Here is a 17,628-nt window from a genome sequence, read left to right as displayed (position 1 = left end):
ATGGAGCGTTCGCGCTTCGGCCGGCTACAGGCGCACGGCGCGCTGCTGGTGGGCCTGCCTGCCGCGTGGCTGGCGGCGCAGATCCGGCGCGTGCCGTTCGCGCGCTGGACGGATGCCGCCGCGATTGGCTGGCCACTGGCGATGATCGCGGCGTGGCTGGCGTGCCGCCGCGTGGGAACCGCGTACGGCTACGAGGTGCGCACCCTGGCCGACTACCCCGGCTGGATGGTGGCCGAGCTGCCGGACATTTACGGCATCATCGCGCCGCGCCTGGAAGTTCAGCGGGCGGGGGCCGCGTTCGGCCTCGTGCTGCTGGCGCTGGTGCTGCTGATCACGTGGCGCGGCTGGCTGCCCGACCTGCGCCTGTGGCTGATCCTTGCGCTGACGGGGATCGGGCTGTTTTTCCTCGGCTTCTTCCGCGCCGATCCCACGCCCATGCTGCTCGATCACCGCGCCGATCAGATCTTCGACCTCGGCTTACTGCTGGTCAGCACAATCACCGGCGGGCTGGTGTGGCTGCGCGGGCGGCAGGCGGCAACAGAGCCAGAGGCGTAACCACTTTCTTTCGCGAAAGAAAGTGGTGCAAAGAAAGCCGCAAAAATTACGGCACAGGCGGCAGGTCATAAAACGGACCGGTATAATCGCAGAGTGTCACGGCGATCCTCCGCACGCACTCGAAAGGAGATCGCGCCCCTTCCGGCGCGCTGCTATGAAAGTTTCCATCGGACTCGCCCAATTTGCGCCCCGGCTGGGCAGCATCCAGGCTAATCTCGACCACCACCTGCGCACGATCGAAGACGCCGCCGCGCAGGGCATCGAACTGCTCGTATTCCCCGAACTGTCGCTGACCGGCTACAACCTGCAGGACCTTGTGTCCGAGGTGGCCGCGCATCCCACGCCGGACGATCCGATGTTCGGGCCGCTGCTGGACGCCAGCCGCGCCACCAACATCGATCTGGTGGTCGGCTTCGTCGAGGAGGATCGCCGCCACCGCTTCTACATCTCGCAGGCGTACCTCAGTGAAGGCAAGACGCTGCACGTCCATCACAAGGTGTATTTGCCGACGTATACCATGTTCGATGAGGGGCGCTTCTTCGCGTGGGGCGACGAGGTGCGCGCGTTCGAGACGCGCTTTGGCCGCGTCGGGATGTTGATCTGCGAGGACTTCTGGCACGCGTCACCGCCGTATTTGCTGTGGCTGGACGGCGCGGACCTGCTGCTGTTCGCCAGCGCCAGTCCTGGGCGCGGCCTGGACGAGCAGGAGCGGCTGGGCAGCGCGCGCTGGGTCGAGCTGGTCAACCAGGCCTACGCGAGCATGTTCACCAATTACGTCGTGCACTGCAACCGCGTCGGCTTCGAGGGCGGGTTCAACTTCTGGGGCGGCAGCACGGTGGCCGATCCGAACGGGGAGTTCTTGGTGCACGCGCCCTACCTGGACGAGGCGCTGGTCGAGTGCACCATCGACCTCAACGAGCTGCACCGCACGCGCAGCCGTCTGCCGCTGCTGCGCGACGAGCGCACCGGCCTGATGATGCGCGAGCTGTCGCGGATTCTGGCCGAGCAGCCGAACGGAGAGCGGTAAAGGGAATAGAGATCAGGGATCGGGGATTAGGGAATCGCGTCAACGGTGCATCTACTATCTGTCGCAAGTGCCCCCCTTCCTCTGCTTGCGCGCTGCGACACGATACCTAGACGTACAAGACGGATCGCTTAGTCCATGACCGTAGGGGTAGGGCTTGCCCTACCCGGCTTTTCGCGCAACGGGCGGGGCAAGCCCCGCCCCTACGAAAGGCAGTGCCCTGCCCCTCGAAAAACGTTTCTCTATTTTGCACAAACGCGATTGACGCCGCACGGCCTTCACGCCTACAATGAAGCGGTGAGTACGTTCAGGACCGGGTGACATGATCCGCACGATGCAGACCAACGGAATGGTGAATAATCAGCAGCGCCATAACGAAGCGCCTGCTGCCTGCACGTCCTGACGGTAAACCTCAGCTTTCCAGCACGTTCAGCCCACCTTGCAGCGGCGACAGCAAGGTGGGCTTTTTTTGCGTCGCGCACAAGGACGAAGACAAGATGCTGTTTCTGCGAGGATTGATCATCGGCTTTTCGATTGCGGCCCCGGTCGGTCCGATTGGGGTGCTGTGCATCCGGCGCACGCTGGCCGACGGACGCGCGCACGGGCTGGTCTCCGGGCTGGGGGCGGCGACCGCCGACGCGGTGTACGGCTCCATCGCGGCGTTCGGGCTGACGGCGGTGTCCGGCTTTCTGGTCGATCAGCAGACGGCGCTCAAACTGATCGGCGGCGCGTTCCTGCTGTACCTGGGCGTGCGGACCCTGCGCGCGCATCCTGCCGAAGAAGCTGCCGCGATCGCTGCCTCCGGCGGGAGCCTGCGCGCCGCGTACCTGTCCACGGTGGCGCTGACGCTGACCAACCCCGCGACGATCCTGTCATTCGTGGCGATCTTCGCTGGGCTGGGCCTCAGCGAGACGGGCGGCGACGCCCTGGCCGCGCTGGGACTGGTCGCGGGCGTGTTCGCAGGATCGGCGGCGTGGTGGCTGCTGCTGAGCGGCGGCGTCAGCTTGCTGCGGGCGTCGTTCACGCCGCGCCGCCTGCACTGGGTGAACTGGGCTTCCGGCGCGATCCTGGCCGGGTTCGGGCTGCTGGCGGTGCTGTCGGCGGTGTAAAATGTCTTTCGCACTAACTACAATACAGCTCTTACATTTCTCCGACGCCGATCTTATGGCGCTGGGGTACACTGACCTGGGTAAAAAAGCGACACAGCGATCAGGATCGGTTTTCAGTGACCGGCAGGGCGCGTGATGTTTTAAGAGATGGCACAACGGCACAGGTGAAGCGACGTATAGAGTGATAAAGGCCGTTTACGCCGATCCCTGAGCACTGATCCCCGAACCCCACGACAACAGGAGTATTGGAACTTATGGACCTGAATCAATTCACCACCAAAGCCCAGCAAGCGGTGCAGAGCGCACAGCGGCTGGCCGAAACGTATAACCACAGCGAGGTCGAACCCGCGCACCTGCTGCTGGCCCTGCTCCAGCAGACGGACGGCGTCGCGCCGCAGGTGATCAGCAAGGTCGGGGCGCGGCCCCAGGCCGTGATCGCGGACGTGGAAGCCCTGCTGCAAAGCCGCCCGAAGGTGTACGGCAGCGCCGCGCAGTCGAACTTCAGCCGTGCGTCGATCGGCGTGCTGCGGGACGCGGAACAGGCCGCGGGTAAGATGCACGACGACTACATCAGCACCGAGCACATCCTGCTGGCGCTGACGCAGGAAAAGAGCACGCGCGACCTGCTGGAACGCCACGGGGCGGATCACGACACGGTGCTGCGCGCCCTGTCGGAGATTCGCGGTGGGCAGCGCGTCACCAGCCAGGACCCCGAAGGCACGTACCAGTCGCTCGAAAAGTACGGGCGCGACCTGACCGCCCTGGCGCGGCAGGGCAAGCTCGACCCCGTGATCGGGCGTGACGAGGAAATCCGGCGCGTGGTGCAGGTGCTCAGCCGCCGTACCAAAAACAACCCCGTGCTGATCGGTGAGGCGGGCGTCGGCAAGACCGCCATCGCGGAAGGGCTGGCGCAGCGCATCGTCAATGGCGACGTGCCGGAAGGCCTGCGCGACAAGCGCATCGTCGCCCTGGACATGGGCAGCCTCGTCGCGGGCGCGAAGTTCCGGGGCGAGTTCGAGGAACGGCTCAAGGCCGTGCTGAAGGAAGTCGCGGACAGCGACGGGCAGGTCATCCTGTTCCTGGACGAGCTGCATACCATCGTCGGCGCGGGCAAGGCCGAAGGCTCGATGGACGCCAGCAACATGCTCAAGCCGATGCTGGCGCGCGGCGAGCTGCACGCCATCGGCGCGACCACGCTGGACGAATATCGCCAATACATCGAAAAGGACGCCGCGCTCGAACGGCGCTTCCAGCCGGTATTCGTGGGCGAGCCGAGCATCGAGGATACGATCAGCATTCTGCGCGGTCTGAAGGAGCGCTACGAAGTGCATCACGGCGTGCGCATTCAGGACGGCGCGGTGATCGCCGCCGCCGTGCTCAGCGCGCGTTACATCACGGATCGCCAGCTGCCTGACAAGGCCATCGACCTGATCGACGAGGCCGCGTCGCGCCTGAAGATGGAAATCGACTCCAAGCCGCAGGCGCTCGACGACGTGGATCGCCAGATCATGCAGCTCGAAATCGAGCGTGAGGCGCTCAAGAAGGAGCGCGACAAAGCGTCGAAGGATCGCCTGAAGGACCTGGAACAGCAGCTTGCCAACCTGCGCGAGCAGTCGAACGCGCTGCAGGCGCGCTGGCAGCAGGAAAAGGGCGCGATCCAGGCCATCCGCGAGACCAAATCCGAGTTGGACGACGTGCGCGTGCAGTTGGAGCGCGCCGAACGCCAGAACGATCTCGAAGCGGCGGCGCGCCTGCGCTACGGCGAGCTGCCCCGGCTGGAACAAAAGCTGGCCGACAGTGAGCAGCACCTGAACGCGCTGCAAGAAGACGGCGGCGCGATGCTCAAGGAAGAAGTGGACGCCGACGAAGTGGCGGCGGTCGTCAGCCGCTGGACGGGCATCCCGGTCACTAAGCTGATCGAAGGCGAAGTCGAAAAGCTGCTGAAGATGGAAGACCGCCTGCACCAGCGCGTGATCGGCCAGGACGACGCGATCCGCGCTGTGGCGAACGCGGTGCGCCGCAGCCGCGCCGGACTGCAAGATCCGAACCGCCCGATGGGGTCGTTCCTGTTCCTGGGGCCGACCGGTGTCGGTAAGACGGAACTGGCGCGCGCGCTGGCCGAGTTCCTGTTCGACGACCAGGACGCGATGGTGCGCATCGACATGAGCGAGTACCAGGAGCGGCATACGGTCAGCCGTCTGGTTGGCGCGCCGCCCGGCTACGTGGGCTACGAGGAAGGCGGCCAACTGACCGAAGCGGTCCGCCGCCGCCCGTATGCGGTGGTGCTGTTCGACGAGATCGAAAAGGCGCACCCGGAAGTGTTCAACCTGTTCTTGCAGGTGCTGGACGACGGGCGTTTGACGGACGGCCAGGGGCGCACGGTGGACTTCAAGAACACCGTGATCATCATGACCAGCAACGTCGGCAGCGACCTGATCAAGCAGATGAGCGCGCACAATGAGGATGACGTCCGGCGCGCGGTGCTGGAACAACTCGACCGCACCTTCCGGCCCGAATTCCTGAACCGGATCGACGAGATCATCCTGTTCCACAGCCTGACGAAAGCCGACATCAAGCGCATCGTGGACATCCAGATGCGCGGGCTGGAACGGCTGCTGGCCGACCGCCACATCGGGATCGCGCTCAGCGAGGCGGCCAAAGATTATCTGGCCGAGCGGGGCTACGACCCGGTGTTCGGGGCGCGTCCGCTCAAGCGCGCCATCCAGCGCGATTTGCAGGATACGCTGGCGCTGGCGATCCTCGAAGGGCGCGTGCGCGAGGGCGAAACGGTGTACGTGGACGTTGCGCCGGACGGCGACGCGCTCACGTTCAGCACGGAGCCGCTGGCGGAGTACGTGTAAACAACCGCACAAAAATTGTAGGGGGCGTATCGTTATGCGCCCCGACAGATCCCCGGCGCGACGTAAAAATCGTGTCGGGGATTTTTCGATCAGGCCGTGAACAGCAGCCGGAAGCGTTCGCACACGATAGGCATCGTTTCGTCCGGCGTGCGCCCGATCCGCGTGCAGCTTCGCACGAAAAAGCGCCAGTGCCCGTCGCGCCAATCGGCCAGGGAGCGGTCGCCCTCACCTTCAGAATACGCGTGCTCGGCGCCGACGGCGTTGAACGGCAGGGTTTCCACGCTGACCGTTTCCGTGAGGGCGACCGGCGTCTCGCTTCCGTCGAGGATCACGTTAAGCTCGCCCGGCTGCGGGATCGGATCGCCGTCGAACTCATATTCCCACAGCAGGCCCGCCGTGCCGGTTTTGATCCCCTGGCAGACCAGCGCCGCCAGCTCGTCGGCCAACGCGGGGCCGTCGCCAAAAGCCCACGCGGTATATGCCGCCGCGCGATGCGGGTGATCGGGCGGCAGGGTTGCCAGATAGCGCTGCCAGAAGCGTTCGACGGTTTCGGTCACGGGTCACACCTGTCCTTATACATGGCTCGATGCAGTTGTTGTACCACAGGCCGGAACGGTAAGATAGGGTGGTCAACGTAGACCCATCCCAGAAAGGACCCTCCATGACCAATCTTAGCGATGTTCCGCGCTGCCTCGTCTGCGAGCAGGACAGCCACGCGGTGCCCCTGATCGAACTGCGCTACCAGGACCGCGTGTACTGGATCTGCCCGCAGCACCTGCCGATCCTGATCCACAAGCCGTCGCAGCTGGCGGATAAACTGCCGGGCGCGGACCGGCTACTCGACGCCGGGGAGCACTAGCGCCGCTTACTCCTGAATAAGCTGCTGGATCGTCTTCTCTGCCCGGCGGATGCGCGTCTCCGGTTTTTTGGCTTCCACGACATATTTGATGTGCTCGCGCTGGTGCGAGGGCGAGAGGCGGTCGAAGGCCGCCTGCGCCGTCGGGTGCTGCGCCAGCACATCGCTGAGTTCCGGTGGCATGGCAACTTCCTGGCGCAGGCCGCGCGCATATTCGTAGCGCACCGTGACGGACTGCGCCCACCACGCGCTGACGCCGTGCTGCTCCAGGTAACGGGCGGTGGCGGTGTGGCCTTTCTCTGCCGCGCCCCAGGCGTCCAGCAGCGCAGTCCACTCCTGCGTCGATTTGCCGGTTTTGGCCTGGACCGTTTCTTCCGCGATGCCACGCGGCCCGGCGTTCGATGGGGTCATGACGTCCTCCTGTGACTCTCTGCGCCCTGGCGGTATGTGGGCGCGCAATCGAGGGCGATGACGCTGATTCTTTCGCAGATTCTACCCTTGTCAAATCCGATCCGGTGGGCTATACTTTGGGCATTGAGTAACCACGCGGGCGTGGTTCAGTGGTAGAACGTCTCCTTGCCAAGGAGAAGGTCACGAGTTCGAATCTCGTCGCCCGCTCACAAAAAACGTCGCTTCAAGCGGCGTTTTTTGATTCTCCGTGCAGAAAACAGGAGCGGGATCATTTTGCGCGCTGATGTTGTACGATCGGTGTACCGCTCGGGATCGGAATAACGCAGCAGCGGCCACGGGAGCCTTCACCGATGAATCACGCCGACCACGTTCAACTGCTCCGCGACGGCATCGATGCGCCCGGCGGCGTGTGGGCCGATTTTGGTTCCGGGTCCGGCGCGTTCACGCTGGCGTTAGCGGATTTGCTCGGCACCGCAGGGCAGATCTATTCCATCGACCGGGATGCGGGCGCACTGCAAGCCCAGCGGCGCGCGATGCAGGCGCGCTTCCCGAGCGCCACGGTGCAGTATCAAGCTGCGGACTTCACCGAACGGCTGGATCTGCCGCCGCTGGACGGCATCGTCATGGCGAACGCGCTGCATTTCGTGCGCCACAAAGATCCCGTGCTCCAACTGCTGCGGCGCTATCTGAAAGACGAGGGGCGATTGATCCTCGTGGAGTACGGCACCGACCACGGGAACCGCTGGGTGCCCTACCCGTTGAGCTATCCAGGCTGGGAGCGGCTGGCGGCGCAGAACAGCTTCACCGCGACGCGGCGGCTGCACACGGTCCCCAGCAGCTTTCTGGGCCATATTTATTCGGCGGTCAGTATCAACGGCAGCGCCGGATGACGGGAGAAAAAACGCCGCTTTTCAGCGGCGTTTTGAGTCTTCTGTGAGACCCTGGCTCAATGCCGCAGCATTAGCCCAGGTAAGGCCGGATGAAGTCCTGTGCGATCGCCGTGTCCAGGCGGAACTGGTAATCCATGCCGATGCAAGGTGAGTTGCCCCACGACACCACCGCCGTGATCACGTTCGTAGTGCCGTAAAAGACCGGACCGCCCGAATCGCCGAAGCACGAGCCGCCGGAGCCGTTGCCGTGACCGGGGTTGTTGGTGAACTTCGCGCTGTGACCGCCCGCGAAGGTGCTGTTCAGCTCGACCAGCGACACCGTGCCCTTGTAGCGCGCCCAGATATCCATCTCGAACGGCTTGATGTAGCCCTGCATGCCATAGCCCACGACCGTGAACTGGTCGTTCTTCTGGCCCTGGCCTTTGGTCAGTGTCTCCAGGAAGCCGAGCTCGGGCAGTTGGGCGTACGTGCCGGGATACACCGGCTCGGACAGGATCACGATCCCCACGTCGTAGGTGGCCGGGAACTGGTTGAAGTCGTCATAGTTCGAATGGGGGATGGCCGTGGCGGCGATCCAATCGTTGGCGAGCCACGCGCCCAGATCAAGCACGCCGTTCGCGTCGCGGTAGTTGTCGATTCCGGTCAGTGCATCCTCTTCAAAACGCACGTAGGTCATGGTGTTCGGGACACCGCCCTCTTCCGTACAGTGGCCTGCCGTTACCATGACGGTCGGGGACAGCAGCGTGCCAGAGCAGCTGTACAGACCGCCTCCTTGCTGGAACAACAGCGTACCCACGTACGGATGCGCGCCTTGATCGGGTTCACCCCAGGTCACGGCCCCCGCAGAAGCGACGGCCAGCAGCAGCAGTGCGACAACAGCGACGGAAACCAGCAGCTTTTTTCTCATATGTCCTCCTAATGGGTTGATGTATTCCTCGCTCAGCGAGGTCAAAATAGGGGAGCCTACGATCTAATACCGTTGAAAGCCGCTGAATATGACAACCACAATGAAAGATAAATACAGACCAATTTTTCTTTATAAATAGAACAGATATTAACTTAAAACATATTCCACGCACGCCGACTCTTGACAGCGCCGCGCGAGTCGTCGTACACTACGGGCGGCTTTGGCGGATGTGTGCCGCACAACGGCAGGCGTCCCCCGGGTCTTCGTCCACGAATCAGAAGGGGTCATGATGGAGTCTCGCAGTAACAATCGCTAGTCCTTAGAGACTGCTCTGTTGCTGCGCGCCATCTCGCGGCCTGTCAGGCTGCGCCCCACACATAGACTGTGCCGTCATGCGCCACGCAGAGTTGTCTCTGGTGGCGTTTTTGCTTTCCTGGCAGAAGCGCCGCGCCGCCTTCGATCTTTCTCATTCGACGACAAGCGGAACAAAGAGGCGCTCTATGTTATTGACCCTCGATCACCTTTCGAAATTCTACGGCGACCACCAGGTGTTGAACGACGTCTCGCTGGGGCTGGACGGCGGGCAGCGCGTCGGGCTGGTCGGCGCGAACGGCGTCGGCAAATCGACGCTGCTCACGCAGGTATCGGCCTATATGGCGCAGGCGGGGCAAGATCGCGGCGGGCGCGATCGAGCCGGACGGCGGCAGCGTGTCGCTGGCTTCCGGCGTGCGGCTGGGCTACCTGCCCCAAACGCTGGACGCCCCCGGCGACCAGACGATCGCGGCCCTGCTGGACGCCGCCCTGGGCGATCTGCGCGCGCTGGAAGCGCACCTGCGCGAGCTGGAAGCGCGCATGGCGACGGACGCCGATCTGGACGACGTGATGGCGGCCTACGGCGAGGCGCTGGACCTCTTCGAGCGGCAGGGCGGCTACGACCTCGATCACCGCCAGGAGCGCGTGCTGCACGGCCTGGGGCTGGATCACCTGCCGCCCACGCGCACGGTCGGCAGCCTGTCGGGCGGGGAGCGATCGCGGCTGGGGCTGGCGGTGCTGCTGCTGCAAGCGCCCGACCTGCTGATGCTCGACGAGCCAACCAATCACCTGGATCTGGCCGCGCTGACGTGGCTGGAAGACACGCTGGCCGCGTGGCGCGGGGCGCTGCTGGTCGTCTCGCACGACCGCGCGTTCCTGAACCGCACGGTGAACGTCATCGTGGAGATCGACGAGCACACGCACGCCGCCGTACGCTATACCGGCGACTACGACGCCTATCTGCACGCGAAGGCGCAGGCCCGCCGCAAGTGGGAAGAAGACTATGCCCGTCAGCAGGACGAAATCCGCGCGCTGCGACTGGAAATGAACACGACCGCGCGCAGCGTGGGCCACAACCGCCCCATGGACGGCGACAAGTTCCTGCGCTATCACAAGAAGACGCGCGTGCAGATCACGGTGGCGCGGCGGCTGAACAGCGCGGAGGAAAAGCTGCGGCGCATCGAGGAAAACCCGGTCCCGGAGCCGCCGGAGCCGCTGCGCTTCGACCCGGACTTCGACCCGCAGGATCTGAAAAGTCACTGGCCGCTGGCCGCGTCGGGATTGGGACGGCGCTTTGGGGCGCGCTGGGTCCTGCGCGACGTGACGTTTACGTTCGGTCCGCGCAGCCGGATCGTGCTCACCGGGCCGAACGGCGCGGGTAAAACAACCCTGCTGCGGCTGCTGGCCGGGCTCGACAGGCCCGACGAGGGCAGTGTCACGGTCAATCCACAGGTGCGTGTGGGCTACCTGGACCAGGGCCAGCCGTTTGCGGAGACGGATCGCAGCGTGCTGGACGTCTACCGCGACGGGATGCCCGGCGAGGAGCAGCACGCCATCACCGATCTGCTGGCCTCGGGGCTGTTCCGCTACGAGGAGCTGCGCCAGTCGGTCCGGGCGCTGAGCAGCGGGCAGCAGCGCAAGCTCCAGATCGCGCGGCTGATCGCGGCGCGCGCCAACCTACTGCTGCTCGACGAGCCGACCAACACGGTCAGCTTCGACGTGCTGGAAGCGCTGGAAGACGCCCTGCGCGCCTTCCCCGGCCCGGTGATCGCCGCGTCGCACGACCGGCGCTTCATCGAACGCTTTGGGGGTGAGGTGTGGGCGCTGGAAGAGGGGCGGCTGGTGATGCAGACGGCAGCGATCTCGACGTGACAAACGGGTGAATCGTGCATTTTGGGCAGACCTCACCCCCGGCCCCTCTCCAATCTGGGCTGGAGAGGGGAGACAAGCACGATCAAGCGAGATCCGTAGGGGCGGGGCTTGCTCCGCCCGTTTTTCGCCTGTGCGCCGCGAAAAATATGCAGGAGCGTACCGCAGATCATCAGGGGATTTATAAAGGCAGGGCGGGTTAGAAACCCGCCCCCACAAAACCTGCGAGAGAGGTCGGGGGTGAGGATTCGACGGAGACCCGGTTACCGCAGGCCGCCGTCCTGCACCATCCAGCGCCAGACCCACGCCATCGATTCGACGTCGGCGCGCTGGTACATGCAGGCGCGCGTGAGCGCCTCGGGACTGCCGGTATACAACCACTCGCGGTAATCCAGAAAGGCCGCGAACCAGTCGTTGTAACCCGGCCACGGATAGCCCAAATAGGCCGCCACCACCTTGATCGACGTGCTGCCGAGCGGGAAGCTCACGCTGCGCTTGACCGTGCCGTGCAGGTCGTGCAAACGCGCATGGAGGCGGTCGATCACGTCCTGGGGCGCGGTGGCGCGCATGATGGCCGAGTCGTACCCGGTCCAGTGGTAGATCGGGCCGGGGCGCATGGCGGCGGACTCCGCGAAGACGGTCCACACGCTGTCGCTGTCCGGCGCGAGCGTCGCCTGCTGGCCGTCGAGCAGAGTCACCGTCTGCGGCTCCTCGACGGGCGCGACCAGCGCGATCTGCGTGTTGCCGTGCTCGTCGCACCAACCCATACACCACGGCGTGCCGTCCTGAAGCGTTTCAAGGTCGAACATCCAGCCGCATTGATCGCAGACATCCGGCAGCGGGTTGTACCACACCGGCTGGCTTGCCAGCCACGCCTGCGCGTTGGCGCGGATCATCGGCGCAGTGACCTTGCCGATCCCCTTGACGCGCTGAAGATCCTCGATGCTCAGGGCCGCGATCTGCGCCAGTGACGTGATCCCGGCCTCGCGCAAGCCTTCGCGCGTCTTACGCGAGACGTTGTAGAGCAGTTCCAGGTGCAGGTCGCAGGCCATAGTCGTTATCCGTTCAGGCGCGGTGATCGCGCAGGTAGACGAACCAGTAGATCAGCGCGACGAGCACCGTGCCGCCGATGATGTTGCCGATGGTCACCGGCAGCAGGTTATTGACCAGGAAGTGCTCCCAGGTCAGCGAAGACAGGTCCACGCCACTGGCCGCCGCCCAGGTCGCGTCGAACTTCTTGATGAACAGGCCCATCGGGATAAAGTACATGTTGGCGACGCTGTGCTCGAAGCCCGCCGCGACGAAAGCCGTGATCGGGAAAATGATCGCCAGGATCTTGTCGGTGGTGCTGCGCGCGCTGTAGGTCAGCCACACGGCGAGGCACACCAGCCCGTTGCACAGGATGCCGAGCGCGATCGCCTGCACAAAGCCGTACTGGACTTTGGCCGTGGCGATGCTCAGGGCCGTCTTGCCGACCGCCCCGCCGCCGAACGTGTACTGTTTGCTGAGCAGCACCAGCACTGCCGTGCCGATCGACCCGGCGAAGTTGCCCGCGTAGACGATGGCCCAGTTGCGCAGCAGCGCACGCGTGGAGACCTTGCCGCTGGCCCACGCCATCACGATCAGGTTATTGCCCGTGAACAGCTCCGCACCGCCCACCACGACCAGGATCAGGCCGAGGCAGAACACCAGCCCCATCAGCAGCTTAACGAGGCCAAACGGCACCACACCGGATGCTCCGGCGGAAATCGTCGTGGCGAACAGCGCCCCCAGGCTGATGAACGCCCCGGCCAACACCGCCAGCGCGAACATCGTCGCCGCGTTCATGACGGCTTTGGCCGCGCCGATCGTCTCGGCACGCTGGGCCATTTCGGAGGGCAGCAAAGCATCGATACGAATCTGGTTTTCCATAAAATCCCTTCTTTAAACGCAGTTTTTGAGAGTCAGCCGGGCCGTCAAAGCCCGGAAAACAGCCATTCTAGCGCCGACCAAAAGTTTAGAAAATTTTTACATCCCCTTACTCATTTTATCCTTTACACGGGTATCCAAGCGTGGTATAACGGGTATCAACCTGCTGTGCCCGTGATCCGCACAGTGTTTTGAGCCAACACCCAAACTATGGGCACCCAAGTATTGGCAAAGACGCATTAGGATTCGCTCCAAAGCCGACATGCCAGACCGGTGACCCACCTGCGAAAGCAGGTTCAAAACGTAGCGGCACACGGCATAGCGGGAGGTATTATCGAGCGCCCTGTTCAATCGAACAGGGCGCTTTTCGTTTCCCTTCAGCCGCCATGTCCGCGCGTATCACGTAGGATTGCACGTGAATATAGTGACTTTCGTGCGCCGATTTGAACCGGGGAAATGACTACAATGATATCGGTAACATAGTCGAATATACGGATCGTCTCGTCTCGTTGGCTGCTTACCTGTATGAAGGAATAGACCTTTCCCTATGTCCCGTCCACTCTCTTTAGCGCAGATTGCACGTGAGCACGAAGGTCCGCTGGTCGTTCCGCTGATGGGGTTCCCCGGCATCAAGATCAACCACTCGTCGCTGAAACAAAATGAATTTAACTGGGGCGTACAGTTCTGGACCCTGTTCGAGCTGTCGCGGCGCTTCCAGCCCGACGGCCTGTTCATCTTCATGGACCTGTCGGTCGAGGCGAACGCGCTGGGCCTGCCGGTGCGCTTCCCGCTCGATGAATCACCAAGCGTGGAATATCCGATGGTGCGCACGTCGCACGACTTGCAGCAGTTCTACATGATCGACGTGCTGACCGACGGGCGGGCGCGCGTCTACATCGAGACCATGCGCCTGATGGCGCGCCACCTGAACACCATGCGCGGCGGCTACGTGATCGGGCCGTATACGCTGGCGGGTCTGATGATGGGCGCGACCAACGCGGCGATGGCGACGCTGGACGATCCCGACCTGCTGCACGAAGCGCTGAACCTGGCGACGCTCGTGATCAACCGCTACGCGAAGGCACTGGCCGCCGCGGGCGCGGACACCATCGCCATTCTGGAGCCGAGCGGCGTGATGCTTTCCCCGCGCCAGTACCGCGAATTTTCGGGGAACTACACCAAGCAGATCATCGAGCAGATCGATCACGCAGACGTGCTGCCGGTGCTGCACATCTGCGGCAACACGACGCACCTGATGAAAGAAATGGTCGCCACGGGCGCGCAGGGCCTCAGCCTCGACTCGCTGGTGAACTTCCCCGAGGTCGCCAAGTCCGTGCCCTCGGACGTGGTACTGATCGGCAACATCAATCCCACGGCGGTGATGGTGGACGAGTCGCCCGAAGGCGTCTACGACACCACGCGCGAACTGGTCGAGAGCATGCAGCCGTTCCCCAACTTCATCCTCAGCACCGGCTGCGACCTGCCGCCGGAAACGCCGCTGGTGAACATTCAGGCGTTCATGGAAGCCGGGCGCGGTCTGCCGCTGGGCAGTATGACGCCCGCCGACGACACGTCCGACGAAGCGCTGCCGGTGATGGATCCCACGCTGTCGGCCATCATCCGCGCCGCCGCTGAGCGTGCGTTCGAACCGGCGTAATAAACGCGCACATCGTCCGGCTGCTGGCCCTCGCATCACGCCATCCGGCAGGGGGCCAGCGCCGGTTCCAGAGCGCCCAAAATGCCATCGTTTCCCCTCAGATCCGCTGCTTTCTTGATTCTGGTTTCGCAAATCGCTATACTTCGGGCCTGCTCAATACTTTAGGGCCAAATCATCAGGGTAGCGCCAGCTATGCAGCGAGAACGTGTCGCAGATGACATCTATGTGTTCACCAGCGAACTCTATGCCCAGGTCACCGCAGGCGCGGTCATCACATCCGAAGGCGCAATTCTGATCGATACGCTGGTCTTTCCCGAAGAAGCCCGCGCGATCAAGTCATTCCTCGAAACCCGGCTGAACTGCCCGGTGCGTTACGTCATTAACACGCACTATCACGCCGATCACACCTATGGGACCTGCTTCTTCGAGAACGCGGAAGTCGTCAGCCATGCCAAGTGCTACGAACTGCTGGCAACGCGCGGCCTGGAAGGGCTGACTCAGGCGCAGCAGAATATGCCCGAACTGCGCGACGTGCAGCTCGTGCTGCCCAATCTGGTGTTCGATACCGGCGCGATGAGCATTCACCTGGGGAACAAAACGATCGAGATGTGGCATTCGCCGGGGCACAGCCCGGACTCGATCGTGTGCCTGGTGAAAGAGGACCGCGTGCTGTTCGCCGCCGATACGCTGATGCCCGTGCCGTACTTCGTGGACGGCAGCTACGAGGATTTCATCGCCAGCCTGAACGCACTAAAAAACGGCGCATACGAAAACGTCGTGCAGGGGCACGGCGAGGTGGTGCTGCGCGGTGAGGTGGAGGAGAAGATCGACGCGGACCTGGAATATCTGGCGACCATCCGGCGCTTCGTCGAGCGCGTGGTCTCCGAGCAGGGATCGCTCGATGACCTGGACGCCCTTACCATCGAGGACTGCGGAAAAAGCCGGATCCCGCTCAACGGGCTGGTGCAGGACCTGCACCGCCGCAACCTGCACGCGCTGTATCACCAGCTCCATACGGAGTGGATCCATACGCTGTAACGCGCGCTGTCCCCTACCTCCCGGATCACATGGCAAAAAGAAACGCCCCGTACCTTCTGGTACAGGGCGTTCAGTGTCTAGCTTAGTGGAGCGGACGTGTTAGTTGCCCTTACGGACCACGTTGCTCGCCTGGGGACCCTTCTGGCCCTGCGTAACGGTGAACTCGACGCTTTCGCCCTCGTTCAGCTCGCGGTAGCCTTCGCCCACGATCGAGCTGTGGTGAACGAATACGTCCGGACCACCCTGGCGCTCGATGAAGCCGAAGCCCTTCTGAGCGTTGAACCACTTGACTGTACCTGTTACACGTTGTTCAGACATTTGGGAGACTCCTTCCCGTTTAAAAGAGGTGTTTGGTTGTAGGGAGGGAGGTGCTTAAGACACAAAAATCCGGGGGAGGTGAGAATGGTACGCCTGGATCATTATGACTTGTTACTATAAACAGCCTTCACCACTACAAGCAAGTAGGATACACGGCTTTCACTATTTTGTCAATAGAAGATCTTTATGGTGAAATTTCGTTCAATTGTCTCTCAAAATTATGCGGCGCACGCCCTGCGGAGGGGCGGATTGGCCGGGCTGGGGATGCAAAAAGACCCCAGCCGGATGACTGGGGTCTTTATTGTATAGCGGGGGCAGGATTCGAACCTGCGACCTCCGGGTTATGAGCCCGACGAGCTGCCACTGCTCTACCCCGCAGCGTGTAACGTGGAGTACTATACCACCCGCATCAGGGCGGGTCAAGGGTGAAAGGCCATTCTTATCCGATGCTCATGAAACGTTTTACGACCGCACATGGCAGGGCAAACTAACTAATGCACGGGCATGGTACGGGCGGTAAGATAGAGGCAAGAGCGTGATGGCAGACAGAACAGAGATTCCCCTGCGCGGCGCGTATTGGGTGCAGCCGGGCCGCCTGCTGGCCGGACCCTATCCCGGGGCGGCGGCGCAAAGCCGGATGCTCGAACGGCTGGGTGCGGTGATCGCGGCGGGCGTGACGTTTTTTCTCGACCTGACCGAAGCGGGCGAGCTGCGCGATTACCGGCTCGACGCTCAGACACTCGCGGCAGCCGAGGGACGGCGCGTGCAGCATCACCGCATGCCGATCCGCGACCTGGGCGTGCCCACGCGGGCGCAGATGGCCGCCACGCTTGACGTGCTCGACGGCGCGCTGGCCGGGGGGCACGTGGTGTACGTGCACTGTATGGGCGGCATTGGCCGGACCGGCACCGTGATCGGGTGCTGGCTGGTGCGGCACGGTATGGACGGATCGGCGGCGCTGGAGACGCTCGTGCGGCTGCGCGGGGGCGACACCGGATCGCCGGAAACGGTTGAACAGCGAGTCATGGTCACCGGTTGGCGGGAGGATGCAGCCCTATGATTGCCATCATCGATTACGGCGCGGGAAATTTACGCAGTGTTCGCAATGCCCTGACGCATCTGGGCGTGGACGTCGTCACAGCCAGCACGCCGGACCAGTTGGAAGGCGCGGAAAAGATCGTGCTGCCGGGCGTCGGCGCGTTTGGCGCGGGCATGGCCGCCCTGCGCGCGGCGGGCTTCGAGGAGCCGCTGCACGCGGCGGTCGAAGCAGGCGTGCCGCTGATCGGCATCTGCCTGGGCATGCAGTACCTGTTCGAGTCCAGCGACGAGATGGGCATCCATAAGGGTCTGGGTCTGCTGCCGGGCCGCGTGACACGCTTCCCGGTGAACGGGCCGAAAGTCCCGCACATCGGCTGGAACCAGCTCCACGCGCGGCAGGAGACGCCGCTGCTGGCGGGCGTGCAGGACGGCAGCTACGCATACTTCGTGCACTCCTATTACGTCGAGGCGGGCGATCCGGCGGACGTGCTGGCGACGACCGACTACGGCATCGAGTACGCGTCGGTGGTCGGGCGCGGCACGTTGTACGGCATCCAGCCGCACCCCGAAAAGAGCCAGGCGACCGGGCTGCGCATCTTGAAGAACTTCGTGGAGATGGCCTCATGATCGTTTATCCCGCGATTGACGTGCGGCGGGGCCGCGTGGTGCGGCTGTTCCACGGCGATCCCGCGCAGGAAACCGTGCACGGCGACGATCCGGTGGCGATGGCCGAACGCTGGAAAGCGGCGGGCGCATCGTGGCTGCACGTGGTCAACCTGGACGGCACGCTGGGCGAGGCCGAGCTGGCGCTGGATACGCTGCGCGCGGTGGCGCAGGTCGGGCTGCCGGTGCAGTTCGGCGGCGGGCTGCGCACG

18 protein-coding genes, 2 tRNA genes, 1 other RNA gene and 1 pseudogene are annotated in these 17,628 nt (G+C 63.7%); 15 read left to right on the top strand and 7 right to left on the bottom strand.

Annotated features, from left to right (window positions below):
- The 4 genes from V7116_RS20920 to clpB form a co-directional block, all read left to right on the top strand.
- Nucleotides 1-555, top strand: a 555-nt coding sequence (locus V7116_RS20920; protein WP_324393920.1) for a prolipoprotein diacylglyceryl transferase family protein, incomplete at its 5' end; no start/stop codon positions are given.
- Between the two features lie 154 nt (nt 556-709).
- Nucleotides 710-1,582, top strand: a complete 873-nt coding sequence (locus V7116_RS20915; RefSeq protein ID WP_324393919.1) for a nitrilase-related carbon-nitrogen hydrolase — start codon at nt 710-712, stop codon at nt 1,580-1,582.
- Between the two features lie 494 nt (nt 1,583-2,076).
- Nucleotides 2,077-2,688, top strand: coding sequence for a LysE/ArgO family amino acid transporter (locus V7116_RS20910; protein ID WP_324393918.1), 612 nt, complete (start codon nt 2,077-2,079; stop codon nt 2,686-2,688).
- 254 nt (nt 2,689-2,942) lie between these two features.
- Nucleotides 2,943-5,549 (top strand): ATP-dependent chaperone ClpB, encoded by a 2,607-nt coding sequence (gene clpB, locus V7116_RS20905; RefSeq protein WP_324393917.1) that lies wholly within the window; start codon nt 2,943-2,945, stop codon nt 5,547-5,549.
- A gap of 89 nt (nt 5,550-5,638) precedes the next feature.
- Here the strand turns inward: clpB and V7116_RS20900 are convergent, their stop codons facing one another.
- Complete coding sequence (locus V7116_RS20900) at nt 5,639-6,106, bottom strand: ASCH domain-containing protein (protein ID WP_324393916.1); 468 nt, start codon at nt 6,104-6,106, stop codon at nt 5,639-5,641.
- 104 nt (nt 6,107-6,210) lie between these two features.
- Between V7116_RS20900 and V7116_RS20895 the strand changes: the two genes are divergently transcribed.
- On the top strand, nt 6,211-6,408 hold the full coding sequence (locus V7116_RS20895) for a hypothetical protein (RefSeq protein WP_324393915.1): 198 nt from the start codon (nt 6,211-6,213) through the stop codon (nt 6,406-6,408).
- 6 nt (nt 6,409-6,414) lie between these two features.
- On the opposite strand, the gene V7116_RS20890 is transcribed toward V7116_RS20895, so the two are convergent.
- Nucleotides 6,415-6,816, bottom strand: coding sequence for a YdeI/OmpD-associated family protein (locus V7116_RS20890; protein WP_324393914.1), 402 nt, complete (start codon nt 6,814-6,816; stop codon nt 6,415-6,417).
- A gap of 135 nt (nt 6,817-6,951) precedes the next feature.
- Here V7116_RS20890 and V7116_RS20885 point away from each other — a divergent pair.
- Nucleotides 6,952-7,023 (top strand) — tRNA-Gly (locus tag V7116_RS20885).
- A gap of 143 nt (nt 7,024-7,166) precedes the next feature.
- On the top strand, nt 7,167-7,706 hold the full coding sequence (locus tag V7116_RS20880) for a class I SAM-dependent methyltransferase (RefSeq protein WP_324393913.1): 540 nt from the start codon (nt 7,167-7,169) through the stop codon (nt 7,704-7,706).
- Between the two features lie 70 nt (nt 7,707-7,776).
- Here V7116_RS20880 and V7116_RS20875 read toward each other — a convergent pair whose 3' ends face one another.
- Entirely contained in the window at nt 7,777-8,613 is an 837-nt protein-coding gene (locus tag V7116_RS20875; protein WP_324393912.1) for a S1 family peptidase, read from the bottom strand.
- A 392-nt stretch (nt 8,614-9,005) separates the two neighbouring features.
- Here V7116_RS20875 and V7116_RS25910 point away from each other — a divergent pair.
- Nucleotides 9,006-9,227 (top strand): annotated as a pseudogene (locus V7116_RS25910) (hypothetical protein); the annotation flags it as partial.
- 94 nt (nt 9,228-9,321) lie between these two features.
- Nucleotides 9,322-10,797: an ABC-F family ATP-binding cassette domain-containing protein gene (locus V7116_RS20870; protein ID WP_324393911.1), complete on the top strand. Its 1,476-nt coding sequence runs from the start codon at nt 9,322-9,324 to the stop codon at nt 10,795-10,797.
- A 260-nt stretch (nt 10,798-11,057) separates the two neighbouring features.
- Here the strand turns inward: V7116_RS20870 and V7116_RS20865 are convergent, their stop codons facing one another.
- Nucleotides 11,058-11,846, bottom strand: a complete 789-nt coding sequence (locus tag V7116_RS20865) for a ribonuclease H-like domain-containing protein (RefSeq protein ID WP_324393910.1) — start codon at nt 11,844-11,846, stop codon at nt 11,058-11,060.
- 13 nt (nt 11,847-11,859) lie between these two features.
- Nucleotides 11,860-12,705: a formate/nitrite transporter family protein gene (locus V7116_RS20860; protein ID WP_324393909.1), complete on the bottom strand. Its 846-nt coding sequence runs from the start codon at nt 12,703-12,705 to the stop codon at nt 11,860-11,862.
- A gap of 154 nt (nt 12,706-12,859) precedes the next feature.
- On the opposite strand from V7116_RS20860, the gene ssrS reads away from it, so the two are divergent.
- From ssrS to V7116_RS20845, 3 genes are all read left to right on the top strand, one after another.
- Nucleotides 12,860-13,034: non-coding RNA, 6S RNA (gene ssrS / locus V7116_RS20855), on the top strand.
- Between the two features lie 215 nt (nt 13,035-13,249).
- Nucleotides 13,250-14,359 (top strand): uroporphyrinogen decarboxylase family protein, encoded by a 1,110-nt coding sequence (locus tag V7116_RS20850; protein WP_324393908.1) that lies wholly within the window; start codon nt 13,250-13,252, stop codon nt 14,357-14,359.
- Between the two features lie 192 nt (nt 14,360-14,551).
- Nucleotides 14,552-15,397 carry an MBL fold metallo-hydrolase gene (locus V7116_RS20845; RefSeq protein WP_324393907.1) on the top strand — a complete coding sequence of 282 codons (846 nt, stop codon included), beginning with the start codon at nt 14,552-14,554 and terminating at the stop codon, nt 15,395-15,397.
- 99 nt (nt 15,398-15,496) lie between these two features.
- Here V7116_RS20845 and V7116_RS20840 read toward each other — a convergent pair whose 3' ends face one another.
- Nucleotides 15,497-15,715, bottom strand: a complete 219-nt coding sequence (locus V7116_RS20840; protein WP_324393906.1) for a cold-shock protein — start codon at nt 15,713-15,715, stop codon at nt 15,497-15,499.
- A gap of 306 nt (nt 15,716-16,021) precedes the next feature.
- Nucleotides 16,022-16,093: transfer RNA gene (locus V7116_RS20835), tRNA-Met, on the bottom strand.
- 160 nt (nt 16,094-16,253) lie between these two features.
- Here V7116_RS20835 and V7116_RS20830 point away from each other — a divergent pair.
- From V7116_RS20830 to V7116_RS20820, 3 genes are all read left to right on the top strand, one after another.
- A complete protein-coding gene (locus V7116_RS20830) occupies nt 16,254-16,775 on the top strand; it encodes a protein-tyrosine phosphatase family protein (protein ID WP_324393905.1) in 522 nt (173 codons plus the stop codon).
- The gene (gene hisH, locus V7116_RS20825) at nt 16,772-17,380 is read left to right on the top strand and encodes an imidazole glycerol phosphate synthase subunit HisH (protein WP_324393904.1); all 609 of its coding nucleotides are present in this window, start codon (nt 16,772-16,774) and stop codon (nt 17,378-17,380) included. The genes V7116_RS20830 and hisH overlap by 4 nt, the downstream gene beginning before the upstream one ends.
- A partial coding sequence (locus V7116_RS20820) for a HisA/HisF-related TIM barrel protein (RefSeq protein ID WP_324393903.1) occupies nt 17,377-17,628 on the top strand: 252 nt, incomplete at its 3' end. The genes hisH and V7116_RS20820, both read left to right, overlap by 4 nt.

Source organism: Aggregatilinea sp., assembly GCF_036822615.1.
GTDB lineage: Bacteria > Chloroflexota > Anaerolineae > Aggregatilineales > Aggregatilineaceae > Aggregatilinea.
This window is presented reverse-complemented; position numbering and strand designations above follow the sequence as displayed.

Bases quoted from the DNA above. Each gene is read 5' to 3' on its own strand.
- V7116_RS20910 (WP_324393918.1), top strand. From the start codon at position 2,077: ATGCTGTTTCTGCGAGGATTGATCATCGGCTTTTCGATTGCGGCCCCG.
- V7116_RS20830 (WP_324393905.1), top strand. From the start codon at position 16,254: ATGGCAGACAGAACAGAGATTCCCCTGCGCGGCGCGTATTGGGTGCAG.
- V7116_RS20890 (WP_324393914.1), bottom strand. From the start codon at position 6,816: ATGACCCCATCGAACGCCGGGCCGCGTGGCATCGCGGAAGAAACGGTC.
- V7116_RS20865 (WP_324393910.1), bottom strand. From the start codon at position 11,846: ATGGCCTGCGACCTGCACCTGGAACTGCTCTACAACGTCTCGCGTAAG.
- clpB (WP_324393917.1), top strand. From the start codon at position 2,943: ATGGACCTGAATCAATTCACCACCAAAGCCCAGCAAGCGGTGCAGAGC.
- V7116_RS20895 (WP_324393915.1), top strand. From the start codon at position 6,211: ATGACCAATCTTAGCGATGTTCCGCGCTGCCTCGTCTGCGAGCAGGAC.
- V7116_RS20845 (WP_324393907.1), top strand. From the start codon at position 14,552: ATGCAGCGAGAACGTGTCGCAGATGACATCTATGTGTTCACCAGCGAA.
- V7116_RS20880 (WP_324393913.1), top strand. From the start codon at position 7,167: ATGAATCACGCCGACCACGTTCAACTGCTCCGCGACGGCATCGATGCG.
- V7116_RS20840 (WP_324393906.1), bottom strand. From the start codon at position 15,715: ATGTCTGAACAACGTGTAACAGGTACAGTCAAGTGGTTCAACGCTCAG.
- V7116_RS20860 (WP_324393909.1), bottom strand. From the start codon at position 12,705: ATGGAAAACCAGATTCGTATCGATGCTTTGCTGCCCTCCGAAATGGCC.
- hisH (WP_324393904.1), top strand. From the start codon at position 16,772: ATGATTGCCATCATCGATTACGGCGCGGGAAATTTACGCAGTGTTCGC.
- V7116_RS20915 (WP_324393919.1), top strand. From the start codon at position 710: ATGAAAGTTTCCATCGGACTCGCCCAATTTGCGCCCCGGCTGGGCAGC.
- V7116_RS20875 (WP_324393912.1), bottom strand. From the start codon at position 8,613: ATGAGAAAAAAGCTGCTGGTTTCCGTCGCTGTTGTCGCACTGCTGCTG.
- V7116_RS20850 (WP_324393908.1), top strand. From the start codon at position 13,250: ATGTCCCGTCCACTCTCTTTAGCGCAGATTGCACGTGAGCACGAAGGT.